Annotated in this window: 12 protein-coding genes and 1 pseudogene; 7 read left to right on the top strand and 6 right to left on the bottom strand. The window is 59.9% G+C overall.

Going from position 1 to position 12,930, the window contains the following annotated elements; genetic code table 11:
• Positions 1–55: 55 nt before the first annotated feature.
• Positions 56–385, top strand: a complete 330-nt coding sequence (locus tag A8V01_RS04360) for a hypothetical protein (protein ID WP_103094813.1) — start codon at positions 56–58, stop codon at positions 383–385.
• 309 nt (positions 386–694) lie between these two features.
• Positions 695–1,117: a glycine zipper 2TM domain-containing protein gene (locus tag A8V01_RS04355; protein WP_103094724.1), complete on the top strand. Its 423-nt coding sequence runs from the start codon at positions 695–697 to the stop codon at positions 1,115–1,117.
• A gap of 501 nt (positions 1,118–1,618) precedes the next feature.
• Here the strand turns inward: A8V01_RS04355 and A8V01_RS04350 are convergent.
• Together A8V01_RS04350 and A8V01_RS04345 are read right to left on the bottom strand one after the other, a co-directional pair.
• The gene (locus A8V01_RS04350; RefSeq protein ID WP_103094723.1) at positions 1,619–2,434 is read right to left on the bottom strand and encodes a transglutaminase-like domain-containing protein; all 816 of its coding nucleotides are present in this window, start codon (positions 2,432–2,434) and stop codon (positions 1,619–1,621) included.
• Entirely contained in the window at positions 2,428–3,378 is a 951-nt protein-coding gene (locus A8V01_RS04345; protein WP_103094722.1) for a transglutaminase family protein, read from the bottom strand. Before A8V01_RS04345 ends, A8V01_RS04350 begins: the two co-directional genes overlap by 7 nt.
• 14 nt (positions 3,379–3,392) lie before the next feature.
• Between A8V01_RS04345 and A8V01_RS04340 the strand changes: the two genes are divergently transcribed.
• The 3 genes and pseudogenes from A8V01_RS04340 to A8V01_RS04330 all read left to right on the top strand — a co-directional run.
• Complete coding sequence (locus tag A8V01_RS04340; RefSeq protein WP_103094721.1) at positions 3,393–3,746, top strand: N-formylglutamate amidohydrolase; 354 nt, start codon at positions 3,393–3,395, stop codon at positions 3,744–3,746.
• A 36-nt stretch (positions 3,747–3,782) separates the two neighbouring features.
• Positions 3,783–4,979 (top strand): IS256 family transposase, encoded by a 1,197-nt coding sequence (locus tag A8V01_RS04335; RefSeq protein WP_103094720.1) that lies wholly within the window; start codon positions 3,783–3,785, stop codon positions 4,977–4,979.
• Positions 4,980–5,044: 65 nt separating this feature from the next.
• A pseudogene (locus A8V01_RS04330) lies at positions 5,045–5,542 on the top strand (N-formylglutamate amidohydrolase); the annotation flags it as partial.
• Between the two features lie 37 nt (positions 5,543–5,579).
• Here A8V01_RS04330 and nhaA read toward each other — a convergent pair.
• Complete coding sequence (nhaA, locus tag A8V01_RS04325) at positions 5,580–6,959, bottom strand: Na+/H+ antiporter NhaA (protein WP_103094718.1); 1,380 nt, start codon at positions 6,957–6,959, stop codon at positions 5,580–5,582.
• 303 nt (positions 6,960–7,262) lie between these two features.
• Between nhaA and A8V01_RS04320 the strand changes: the two genes are divergently transcribed.
• Positions 7,263–7,649, top strand: coding sequence for a response regulator (locus A8V01_RS04320; protein ID WP_103094717.1), 387 nt, complete (start codon positions 7,263–7,265; stop codon positions 7,647–7,649).
• Between the two features lie 16 nt (positions 7,650–7,665).
• On the opposite strand, the gene A8V01_RS04315 is transcribed toward A8V01_RS04320, so the two are convergent.
• From A8V01_RS04315 to A8V01_RS04305, 3 genes are read right to left on the bottom strand one after another with little or no spacing between them, the layout of a single operon-like run.
• Entirely contained in the window at positions 7,666–8,808 is a 1,143-nt protein-coding gene (locus tag A8V01_RS04315) for an ATP-binding response regulator (protein ID WP_048939554.1), read from the bottom strand.
• A 2-nt stretch (positions 8,809–8,810) separates the two neighbouring features.
• A complete protein-coding gene (locus tag A8V01_RS04310; protein WP_004212641.1) occupies positions 8,811–9,236 on the bottom strand; it encodes a response regulator in 426 nt (141 codons plus the stop codon).
• Positions 9,233–11,110, bottom strand: a complete 1,878-nt coding sequence (locus A8V01_RS04305) for a sensor histidine kinase (protein WP_159078589.1) — start codon at positions 11,108–11,110, stop codon at positions 9,233–9,235. The genes A8V01_RS04310 and A8V01_RS04305 overlap by 4 nt, the downstream gene beginning before the upstream one ends.
• A 589-nt stretch (positions 11,111–11,699) precedes the next feature.
• Here A8V01_RS04305 and A8V01_RS04300 point away from each other — a divergent pair.
• A complete protein-coding gene (locus A8V01_RS04300; RefSeq protein WP_004212638.1) occupies positions 11,700–12,902 on the top strand; it encodes a mechanosensitive ion channel family protein in 1,203 nt (400 codons plus the stop codon).
• Positions 12,903–12,930: the final 28 nt, after the last annotated feature.

Genomic DNA, 12,930 nt, shown 5'->3' with positions numbered 1-12,930 from the left:
TGTGCTGAACGGGAATATCGACTGGTTTCGTCTCACAGATTTTACGGAGCAGGGCATGGTTCTCATGATCGACGGCAACCCTTGCGAAGTGCCCTGGGATGCCGTCCAGGGGATCAGCGCGGGCCGTGTTCGCATGGACAACGAAATGTGGCATCTGGCTCTGGCGGCGGACATCGACAGGCAAGGCAGCGCGCGCCTTGTCATTGTCACCGAGGCGGATCGGATCTGGGCAAGGTTCACGCAGATTCTGCCGCAGGTTTTTCCCTGCGTTCCGAGCGTGACGACATGGGGACCGCAGGCGCTGACAGCTTCGGAGCCGGTTTCGCTGTATGATCGGCCATCGGATCTTCCGCGTATGCGGGGTACCGAAACGCGCTTGCAGTAGGCGGGCATGGTCGTATTTCCAGCCTTATGCCCCGCCGTTCCTGGATTATCGACAGCGTCCCGGTTCGGACCTCTCTGCTTTAGGCCAGGAACGCCTCATGGGATGTCTCGCCTGAATCCGTCGAGGGAAGACGCCAACAGAGGTAGACAAAGACCGCGTGCAAACAGTGATTTGCCTGGAGCGCCGTTCAAGCGACTTTTCCTGCACTAGGCACGATTCATCTCGCTGGCGGGCAACCCTTGATCCCATCGGATGGTTACTCCAGTCGGGTCGACATCGATATCCTCGTGAGAAAGAAGGAGCCGAAAGATGAAGTATCTGGCAGGAATTCTCGGTTCGCTCGCAGCGACCACATTGGCTGTCACGGCCATTCCCGCAGAGGCGCAACATTCCAACAATCGTGATCGACGCAGTGAGGTTAGCCGCACTCGCGGTGATAGCCGGCACGAATGGCGCGGCGACAAGGATCGGAACTGGGATCCGGCCCAGAGCTACCACCGCGGCAATTACAAGGATCGGCGTCTTAGTCGAAATGACCGGGTCTATCGAGGCCGCGACGGACGGGCCTATTGTCGTCGTTCGGATGGCACGACCGGTCTTGTCGTGGGCGCATTGGGCGGCGCAGCTCTCGCGAAGCTGATCGGTGGCAACACTCTGGGCACCCTGGCCGGCGGAGCTGGCGGCGCCCTCGTCGGCCGACAGATTGACAGGGGCGAAGTGAAATGCCGTTAATGTCGTGATCGGGAGATCGGGAAGCAGGGGCGTGCGCGCCCCGGCTTCCGTTCCCATGAGCGCGCTGCGCTATACCGGCGATGCGGCCGCGCGATAGTCGAAGCCATGAATGCGGGCCTCAAGAATGGAGACGACGGCCGGTGAAGCTCAACTCTCCCGGCCCCTCCGGGAGCCTGTCGCTCGATTTGACTGGACCGACAGACGCCGCCAAGCATCGGGCGCAAATTGCACTCTGACGAGAAGGCGGCGATCCGCTGCATTTCTTTTGACCGAATTCGGCGATCCCCTGACTGTAGCCGCCTGCGATCTATTACAGAATAAAAAGCCGCAGGGCTTATCGGCAGCCTGCGGGGTTCAAGTAAAGGTCTCCCTCCTACTTCGCCCGCGACACGCCTAAGTTTTGCCCCACTTGTCTGGCCCAGCCAGGTTTTGAAAATCGCAGCCGGAGTGTGACAGATTTTCTCATTTTTCAGAGAGGGTATGCCGTTTAGAGCGTGACGATCATCCCATTGTTGAGGTCTCTTCAGTTCGGACTTCGAAGTGCTGCAGTATCGCCGGCCCAAATGCGGTCGTCAAAGCGACATCGGTTGCGTCGCGGCCGCGCGCCATCAAGATTCGACCTATGCGGCGCTGGTTGTGCCGCGCATCATAAACGTACCAGCCACCATTGATATACACTTCAAACCAGGCGCTGAAGTCCATCGGTGCATCGACCGGGGGGACCCCGATATCGCCGAGATAGCCTGTACAGTAGCGAGCAGGGATATTCATACACCGGCAAAGGGTGATGGCGAGATGGGCGAAATCTCTGCACACGCCCTGACGCTCCTGATAACCGTTCCAGGCCGTCTTGTCCGATCGGGCGTAATGGTAGCCAAACTCAATATGGTTATGAACGAAATCGACAATCGCCTGCACACGCTCACGAGCCGACATAGGTTGGCCAAAATTGCTCCACGCCACCGTCATCAGGCGATCGGTCTCGCAGTAACGACTGCTCAGGAGAAACGGGATCACGTGATCTGGCAGATCCTCGACTGCGCTTTGCGGGCCATCAGGCGCCTCCTCATCGGGCTCACCCTCATCTTCGATCACGAAGTCGCATGAGAGGGACACTTCGCCGAGCGGAAGCGTGAGCCTGGTAGCTACGTTGCCGAATGCATCTTCGAATTGATAAAGTGGTATGTCCGGACTTGCCAGGAGTCGTTGCGGAGTGCGTAAATCCTGGTGGCGTGAAGGGTGAACGCTGAGCAATGCCACCATCGCGGTTCTCGCCTGCGTTTCGAACCGAATGTCATATCCGCAGCGGATCAGCATCTCTGTGACCTTTCCGAAGGGCCGGCAAGCCGGCTGTTGACGGCGCCATCGCCGCGGGAGTGAGAGGGGGAATGCTCAGTACGATGAACGTCTACTTCAACGTCCATTCCCAGGTAGCTGGAGGGGAGCCCGAACCAGGTTCCCGACAGGGGGATCGCTTGATAAGGATCGCGCGCGACCGCAACGCGGACCAGCCCCCGATTGCCCACGATGCCGTTGGTCGGGTCGAATTCAACCCAACCTGATCCGGGCAGGAAGATGCGGACCCAGGCGTGCGTATTTCCGCCACCGACCACTCCCTCCGAGCGCGAGGGATTATAGACATAGCCCGAGACGAAGCGCGCGGCGAAGCCCAGCGCGCGCACCGCCTCGATCATCAACACGGCAAAGTCACGGCAGGTGCCCTGTCGCTTGGCAAGTGTCTCCGTCGGCGTCTGGGTTCCCTTTTCATGTCGAGGTACATAGGTGAAATCCCGTTTGATACTGGTCGCGATGGAAGTCAGGAGCGCAACTGTTTCGGTGTTGCCATCGTTCTTGACGAAGGCGCGCGCCCAATTGTCCACGGTTCGCTCGGGATCGAGATGCTGGCGCTCGATCGAGCGTAGCAGGTCGGGCATATCCTCTGCCGAATAGGTGAAAGGAAAGAGGCGAGCGTAAGGTTCGACATCGACCTGTTGCTGAGCCAGCGGTGCGTGTTCCAGAGTGGTCTCACTGATGACCAGCAGTTTCTCCGTGCGGCGATCGAAAGCCGCCACCGCCACCGAATTCCCGAAAACGTCGTGCAGCCACCGCAGTCCGGTGGGCTCCGGCTCGATCACGAGACGCGCCGATAGCAAATGCTGGTCAAATCCTTCACGCGGTCGCATCATGATCCGATGTTCACCGAGCGATACGGGCTGCTGATAGCGATACAGCGTGGAATGATGGATGGTCAGCAGCGGCATGGGAGTAACTCCTGATGGCCGCGCTGGAGGCGGATAGCCTGCTTGGACCCGACGATCCGGCGCCATTCGAAGTGTACAACGCGGGCGGCGCCTCACCGTTCCTCCTGCTCGGCGATCACGCGGGCACAGCGATACTGGCTTCGCTCAAAAGTCTCGGGTTAGGCCCGGAGGATCGAGGCCGTCACATCGCGCTGGACATCGGCGTCGAGGGACTGGGCCAAGTGCTTGCGCGCGAGCTGGATTGTCCGTTCCTGCGTCAAATCTATTCGCGACTGGTTATCGACTGCAATCGCCATAGCGGGTCGTGTCCCGCGGGGTGGTGTAGAAAGGTTTCCCTGAGAGGGTGGCCACCGTCGATCTTCTGGTAGGGTTCGGATGCGAACTCGAACCTGGAGAAGAAGACGATGACCGACGACAGAATGGCCCTTGTCGAGCTGATTGAGCAAGGGGCTGATAGCGATTTGGTGCGTGAGATGCTGGCTTTCGCCGCGGAGCGCATGATGGATCTGGAGATCGAGGCGAAGACGGGCGTGCCTTGCGGATCACGCAGCCCGGAGCGGCTGAACCACCGCAACGGCTACCGCGAGCGCAGTTGGGATACGCGAGCTGGCCGGATTGATCTGGCAATCCCGAAGCTGCGCAAAGGCAGTTACTTCCCGAGCTTCTTGGAGCCACGCCGCACCGCCGAGAAGGCCTTGGCGGCAGTGATCCAGGAAGCCTACGTCCACGGCGTTTCGACCCGTTCGGTCGACGATCTGGTCAAGGCGATGGGCGCCAGCGGTGTTTCAAAGAGCCAGGTCAGCCGTTTGGTTGCCGAGATCGACGAGCGGGTGAACGCTTTCCTCACGCGACCCATTGAAGGTGAGTGGCCCTATCTATGGATCGACGCCACCTACCTCAAAGAACGCGAGGGCGGACGGATTGTCTCGACGGCGGCGATAATCGCGGTGGGCGTCAACACCGATGGCCGGCGCGAGGTTCTGGGCGTAGCCACCGGCCCGTCCGAAGCCGAACCCTTCTGGAAAGCCTTCCTGCGCTCGCTGGCGGATCGCGGCCTGCGAGGTGTGAAGCTGGTCATCTCCGACGATCACAAAGGACTGCGCGCCGCGGCCAGCAAGGTATTTGCCGCAACCCAGCAGCGCTGCCGGGTGCACTGGATGCGCAACGCGTTTGCCCATGCCGCGCCGAAACAACGACCCGCTGTCATTGCCATGATCAAGACCATCTTCGCGCAGGAAACGGCCGAGGCAGCGCACCAGCAGTGGGACCAAGTTGCTGATGCCCTGCGCGAGAAGTTTCCAAAGCTGGCCGACATGATGGACGCATCACGCGAAGACGTGCTCGCCTACATGGCCTTCCCCAAGGATCATTGGGCGCAGATCGCGTCCACCAACCCGCTGGAAAGAGTCAACAAGGAGATCAAGCGAAGGGCCGACGTGATCGGCATATTCCCGAATGACGCTGCCGTCGTTCGTCTCGTCGGAGCGCTCATGCTGGAGCAGAACGATGAGTGGGCGGTATCGCGCCGCTACATGACACTGGAAACTCTCGGCTCGGTGAGCCATAACCCTATTGTCAGCTTGCCAGCACTGGCCGCCTGACCTGAACCTGATCCTGCCGTAGATCGACGGTTCCTACACCACCCCGCGGGACACGACCCCATAGCGAACGGGCCGACGCAGTTCCGGAGATATCCGACCGCACCTATATCCCTGGAAACATGAACCTTCCGGACAGCGTCCGGAGGGCCCGGATAGAAAGCATTCACGTGCCCTATCACGCAGCCATTTCAAGAATGCTGGATGATCGTCAGCACCAGGGCCGCGCGACCGTCCTTGTTTCACTTCATAGTTTCACCCCCATCCTGAACGGAAGCGCCCGACCTTGGGACGTCGGCATATTATATTGGCGGGGGCGTACGGACTTCGCGCTTGGGCTACGTGATGCGCTGGCAAGACAAACTGGCATCGTTGTTGGCGACAATGTCCCCTATGCGATGGACGACACAGATTATACGGTCCCGTACCACGCATTCAGCCGCGCCCTGCCCTATGTGGAAATCGAGGTGAAGCAGAGTCTGATCGATGATCCGCAGGGGCAAGCCGTCTGGGCGGCTCGCCTCGGAACTGCGGCCCGCGAAGCGCTGGACAGGATAGCGCTTTAGCTCTGTGCCTAGATTACGAGAACGACCACTAGCATCCCTACCTTTTCGCGGGCACGCTCCTGAATACGGCGTACCCGAACAAACCGGAAAGGACCGAGGCTGCGAATACGCCCAGGGAGGCCTCCTCGAACTGCGTCTCGTCCGTAAAGGCCAGTTCGGCGATGAAGAGGGATATGGTAAAGCCGATGCCGGCAACGCCCCCGATACCAAGGATCATTCTCCAGGTCAGCCCTTCCGGCAAGCGAGCGAGATGCAGCCGACACGCGAGCCAGGTCGCGAAGAGAAAGCCTGCCGGTTTGCCGACCGCCAGACCGGCGATGATGCCGATCGCCAGGTTTGAATGCAGAATGTCACTCAGCAGGTCTGGGGAGAAATGTATCCGCAGGTTGGAAAGAGCAAATAGCGGCAAGACCACATAAGAGACCCACGGCGTCAATATCCGGATCAGCCTGGCCGCGGCTTCATCGGTAGCCGCTGCCATCTCGTGGACGTAGCCCAGGTTTTTCTGAGCGGACAGATGATGAGTATCCTCTTCATCCGGATCGTCGGCGCGTGCGGCCGCAGCCTCGGCTTTCTTGATCTCGTCGATGGGTCGCTGGACATGCGCTGCAAAGCGCCGCTCTGAAAGGCGCGAGTTTGTCGGAAGCAGCAGACCAATAGCGACACCGGCTATCGTGGGATGAACCCCCGATCCCAATATGCCGATCCAAACCACGATGCCCAGAAAGACATAAAGGATTGGAGTGACCCAGTTAAGGCGCAGGAACAGGATTATGCCAAGATATGCGGCTCCTGCCAGTGCGAGAAACCAGGGTTGAAGTGTAGCGGTGTAGGCAAAGGCTATAACTAGCAGGCCAAACACATCGTCGATCGCTGCGAAGGCGAGCAACGTGGCGCGAAGCGATGGCGGCAAGGAGGTCGCGAACATACCGACGATCGCCAGGCTGAACGCCGTATCCATCGCCGCTACCGTTCCCCAGCCATGCTGCGCTTGGGTACCAAGGTTGAAGGCAAGGTAAACAGCCACCGGAACAACGAGACCACCTATCGCACCAACGACAGGGAGGGCCGCGGTCCGAACTGAAGACAATGACCCTTTCACGAACTCACGCTTCACCTCTGTTCCGATTATGAGGAAAAACAGCGGCATCAACGCGTCATTGATCCATCCCGACAGGGGTTTAGCTATTGCCCAGCCATCATAGGTCAGCCTCAGGGGGGCGTCCCAGATGTGCGCGTATGTTGAACCCCAAGCGGTATTGATCAGCACGAGTGCGGCGATCGACGCGATCAGCAGCGGGCCGCCGGATACCTCGCCGATAACGAAGAACGGTTCAAACTTCCTAAGGATAGCAGCCGCGGGCGAGTGATGGGCCCTGGCGGCGATGCGGCCCGACTGACGAGGGGGCAAACTCATTTGCCGTTCCTGGAGTCGGTAAAATCGCCGGGCATGTCTCATCCAACCCGACCAAAGCGAAATCGTTGCAAAATGCTGTCGGGCAGAGGCAAGTTAGATGTCCGGTAAGCAGGAAGGTGCCAGTAGGATTGCCGGCGCTCGGCGGACTATGCGATCGTGCCATGGGATATTCCGGTTCGCCGCATGATCGGCAAAGCCTTGCGTGACTATTTCACGCAGCGAACTATTCGAGCAATGCCGACTGTCTGATTAACACTCTGTTTCCACCGGGAACGATGTCGCCGAATTTTGATTTTATGCGGTATGAGGGAAGACGCTGCCCATCCGATCTGCCGAGAGGAGATTCTGGTCGTTGATGATGAGCCGCTGCTCAGAATGGTTTTGGTGGATTTGTTCGAGGATGCAGGCTTCCGGGTGGAGGAAGCGGGCGATGCTGGCGAAGCACTTGAACTATTGAAAGCGCATCCTTCCATCCGCATTGTCGTGACTGACATTCAGATGCCCGGATCAATGGACGGCCTGCGCCTCGCGAACTATATCCATGATGCATATCCGCCAATCGCGCTAATCGTGTGCTCGGGCGCGATATCACCTGATGGAGGCGCGCTGCCGCAGTCCGCCATCTTCATGCCCAAACCGGTCGATCACGCCGTTTTGCTACGCACGGTGAGCAAAATGTTGTCTGCGTAACGAGGCTAAGCTCCTGCTATTGCTTAGATAAGCCTTCGAAAACTAGCGAAAAGGCGGTTCCTTCGCCCACTTTGCTGGCGACTTCCATCCTTGCCCCCATCCGTTCGACAAGGTCGCGGCAGAGCAGTAGTCCCAGCCCGCTCCCCTTCTCTCCCGCAGTCCCTGGCGTCGTGACGCGGCGATCGATGCGGAAGAGATTGTCGATGGCCTGCTGCGACATTCCTACGCCGGAATCCCGAACATGGATAACGAACCGCCCGTCGGTTCCTTTCTCGCAGGCGATGGTGATGCCGCCCCCTGCTGGCGTAAACTTGATCGAATTGCCGACCAGGTTGCGCAGCACCGTCGCGAGCATGTCGCGATGGGCACGGACCATCCCGCCGCCACAATCGAATGACACCGATACGCCCTTCTCTTCAGCCGTGTGGCGGCACACACTCGTCGCTTCCTGTGCGATAGCAGCCACATCGACCATCTCGAGTTCGACATTGCCGCTATCCATCTGGAGCTGTGCCCAGTCGAAAAGGCTTTCCATCAGGGCGTGTGCCTGCACTGCCGCCTCCTGCACGGCCTGCGCACGGATTTGAACCTTCGCGGGATCCTTTTGCGCGGCGGTCCGGCTCAAAGAGTCCGAGAGACCAATGATTGCCTGGAAGGGATTGCGCAGATCATGCGCGATGATCGAAAGCAGCAAGGCCTTCTGACGATTGAGCGCATCGAGAGCGAGGGATTTTTCCTCGGCTTCCCGCTTCGCCTGCTCGAGTTCCGCCAGAAAGGCGCGCCTTGCCTTGGCATAGCGGATTGCACGCGCAAGGCCCGATGGGTTGAGCTCCGCCTTGCTCAAATGATCGAGCGCCCCCGCTCGCATCAGATCGAGGGCCGTCTCGGGGTTGGTCTCGCCGGTAAGGATCAGAACGGCATTGATACCGCACCCTGGAGCGAGCAAAGCCCCCAGCACATCGAAGGCATCGGCATCGGGCAAGCGATAATCGAGCAGGACGCAGTCGAAGGCTTTCTCGCCTGCGAGCGCTAGTCCTTCGGCAGCGTTTGCTGCCTCCGTCAGAACCCAAGTGAGGTCAGAGGCCGACAGCGCCCGCCGGACGGCCTGGCGATCGACTTCATCGTCATCGATAAGGAGGATGTGGGTCTGGGTCGGCATCGTCAGCGCGGAAACTCAACGATTCTCCAATAATGTTCAAGCAGTGATACGGCTTCCATAAAGGTGTTTGCCGGGTCCTGCTTGACGATGTAGCCCGCGACATTGTGCCCATAGGCGCGCGCCTTGTCTTCGTCCGCCTTGGAGGTGGTGATCATGAACACCACAGAGCCTTTCAGCTCCTCATCCGCCCGAATGGCTTCCAGGAATTCGATGCCGTTCATCCGGGGCATGTTGAGGTCGAGCAGGATGAGGTGAGGCTTGGGCAGCTTTTCCTGGCCGTTTTCGCCCCGCAGCACTTCCAGTGCCTCGATGCCGTCACGAGCCACTGTGATCGGGTTGGCGATCCGGCTTTTGGCGAACGCGCGCTTTAGGCCTTGCACATCGACCTCGTCATCTTCGACGAGCAACAGATTGACGGTTGGATTCATGCTCGAGATTCCTTGGAGATAGCGGGCCAGGTGAAATGCACGGTGAGGCCGCGGGCCTCATTCTCGCTCAACCACACCTGTCCGGATTGCCGTTCGACGAGCTTCCTTACAATCGCAAGCCCCATTCCGCTACCTTCCACTTCATCCCTTGGCTTGAGGGTCTGGAACATACCGAACACCCGTTCGCGGAACTGTTCGGGTATCCCTGCCCCATTATCGCTGACGGTGAACTCGTACATGTTGCCCACAGATGCCGCCTTAACCTGGATAAGGCCATGGGCCGGATCCGGGTGATGCTTTACCGCGTTTCCTATGAGGTTCTGCAGCGTCTGGGTGAGCGCGGCTTGCGCGGTTACCAGCGTAGGCAAACTCGCGTCCGCCTCGATCCGAAAGCCCTCCGGCGGGCTGATGAGGGCCGCAAGATCCGAGACCAGCGCCCTCGTATCAACCTCCCGGATCACATTGTCGTCGCGCCCGGCGCGCGAATAGGCGAGCAGATCACTAAGCAGACTCTCGAGCCGACGTACCCGGCTCTTCAGCAAATCCATGTTCGTTCGGGTATCGCCCTCCAGCTTGTCACCCAGGTCCTCCTCGATCCAGCTCGCCAGGTTCTCGATCCCGCGAAGAGGCGCTTTGAGATCGTGTGAGGCGACATAGGCGAACTGCTCGAGCTCGGCATTGGAACGCTGGAGATCATGAGCCTGATGCCGCAGCTTCTGGTCGATTTCCTTTCGATCCGTCACATCGGTAAAGAGCGCGACGACCCCAAGGATACGGCCGCTATTGGCGCGGTGGGGACGGAAGTAACCCTCGAAATCCCTCGGCGACGCGGCATCGGGCAGCTGGAAGGCAAACCGAACTTCCTCCCCGCTGAGTGCCGTCTGGAGTTCGTCGCCAGCGCCTGGGAACGTCTTTTGAGGAAACAATTGATCCAGATTTCGGCCCGAAACATGAGCTACGTCCTCCGCCGTAACGCTGAAGCGGCGCGCAAACTCCTCATTCAGAAAGCCGATGGATCTGTCCGCCTCGATATAAGCGATCATCGCCGGCATGGTATCCGCGGTCACCCGCAGGACCGACGTGCGGTCGAGTTCGATGAGGCTGTCTTTGAACACCGCGACGGCACGCGCCATGGCGCCAACCTCATTGCGGTGGTTGAGGCTTGGGATGGATACCGACGTGTCACGCGCGACAAGCCTCCGCATCGTTTCCGCCAAACCCACAAGGGGACGAGCTATGTACCGGCTGAGGGCTACTGCGACCCCCAGACTGATCAACAATGTCAGGACCAACGAAGCCCACAGGGTGAACCGCGCGGTTTCTTCCGCGCGCGCAACCAGGCGGGTCTGGACAACCAGCGAATCCTGTTCGCGCTGTTCGATAGTGGCGAGCCGTGCGCGGAAGGTGTCGAACATGGCCTTGCCCTGCCCGTCTGCTTCGATCGAACGGGCGTGATCGCGCGCCGTGGGATAGGCCATGTCCCTGATGATGACGGCGCCCACCTGACGCTGCCAGTTTCGCGCCGCTTGTTCGGCTTCTTCAAGCGCATCCAACTGAGGTTGGTTCGTGGCCAGCAGAACCTTCAGCTCCGCGATACTATGGTCGAAGTTGCGTCGCCCCTCTTCATAGGGCTGCAGACTTGTCCGACGTCCGGTCAGCAAATAGCCTCGCGCGCCGGTCTCCTGGTTGAGCATCTCGTTCTTGATGGCGCTCAGTCCGACAATGATCTGCGAAGAGCGGAAGCGCGACGCCGTCGCAGAATGCAATTGGGACAAGGTGATAAGGACGCCTCCGCTGCCGACGAGCGCAATGAGGGCGATCATCGCGATTGCGAAACCGAAAGTTCGATTCAGACTGTAGGTGTTCTCTCGCATCGCCCTTCGCATACCCAGCCTGTGGGAAAATAACAGCAACAGTTTTTAGGGTTTGGTTGGGCGCCAGACTCTGAGTACGAGCCGGTGACGATTCCAGGGATCCCGCTCGGCATTGCGGGCTTTTCTCCCCGTCGGCGGCGCGCGACGACCACCGAATCGATTACATTCATCAGCGGGTTGAGGACCGTCGAGCCCCGGCAATGCCTCGCCAGCAGCGTGACGATCTCCCTCATCGACGTTAGTGCGCCGCCCAGAACAGGCAGATAGGCCGAACGCAGGTAGTTGTCGTTTGCGCTCATCCATGACGATGGTCACGGTGCCCATGATCATGATCGTGATGCTCGTGTGCCCGTGGTGATGATAGCGGTAGGGCGCTGACGATGTTCAAGATTAGGCCAATCGCCGCCGCTACGGTCGCATTCCCGAAAGCGTGAGGGACTTCATCACTCGATACGGGAACAAACTCGGGGTCAGTCCATTTTAGAGGCCCGCGCCGACACTTTGCGCGCCTGTCGTGCAAGCGTCGCCAATCCGCCGGTTCGGGTCGCCATCCGCAACCGCGCCACAGACGCAGGATCATGTGCATACGATGAGCGTAATCCAGATTATCGCCGCAGCCACGCCCGCTGCAACTTCCCCAGCTCTCGCAAGAACCGCCATCCCGGACGTATCCACGCAAATTCGCGACCTGTCGCGATCGACGGTTTCGTGGTTCCAGGCGTACTGGCTGCAGATCATCATCGCATTGGCCATCGCCGTCGCCATCGTCTCCGCGCTCTACGCCCTGCGCGGGCTTGGCGCGCGTCTGTGCCGAAAGGAGCGCGGGCGGGGCGACTGGCGTACCATCGTCGGCCGGGCCATCACCAAGACCACCAACTACTTCATCATCATGGTCGCCATCCGTGCGGTGGACGGATACGCGCAGACGCCTCCGATGCTCGACAAGCTGGTAACGTTCCTGTTCACCCTGGCTGCGGTGATGCAAGGCGCGATCTGGGCGCGCGAGTTCATCCTCGGCGCGATAGAGCACAAGACCTCGGCCGAGCATTTCAAGGGCGAGGCGATCATTAATGCCATGGGCCTCATCCGCCTGTTGGTCAGCGTGGTGGTCTTCGCGGTGGCGGCCGTGGTGCTGCTCGACAACATCGGCGTAAACGTTACCGGCCTCGTCGCGGGTCTGGGCGTCGGCGGTATCGCCATAGGTCTGGCTGCGCAGGGTATCTTCGCCGACCTGTTCGCCGCGCTGGCGATCATCTTCGACCGACCGTTTTCCAAGGGCGACCAGATCAGCTTCGACAATTCGTCGGGCACGATCGAGGCGATCGGTCTCAAGTCCACGCGCATCCGCGCCTATACGGGCGAACTGCGGATCATCTCCAACAAGAACCTGCTCGACAAGGAAATCCTGAACGTCAGCGGGCGTGATCATATCCGTTTGCCGTTCACCATCGGCGTCGCCTACGAGACCCCGCCCGAGACGCTCGCGCGCATTCCCGGCATCCTGACCGAACTTGTCGAGGCGGAAGGCGGTAAGGCGGCAAGGGCCGGGTTCGAGAGCTTCGGCGCTAGTTCGCTCGATTTCAGCCTGCTGGTCGACGTGCCGGGCAAGGACTGGGGCGTGGCGCATCCGCTGCGCGACCGGCTGATGGTGGCGGTCGTGCAAAGGTTCGCCCAGGAGGGGATTTCCATTCCTTATCCCACGCAAACGACGTTCACCGCCGCCCCTGACGGAAAGCTGATCATGCCCTATCCGAGCCCCACGTCATCTGACGACGACGCAAGGGCGCTGTAGGCCCTTCGTCGAAGCCCCGCATGCGTTT

Source organism: Novosphingobium guangzhouense (assembly GCF_002896965.1).
Taxonomy (GTDB): Bacteria; Pseudomonadota; Alphaproteobacteria; order Sphingomonadales; family Sphingomonadaceae; genus Novosphingobium; species Novosphingobium guangzhouense.
The sequence above is the reverse complement of the archived record's forward strand: the minus strand, read 5'-3'. Positions and strand labels throughout refer to the sequence as shown.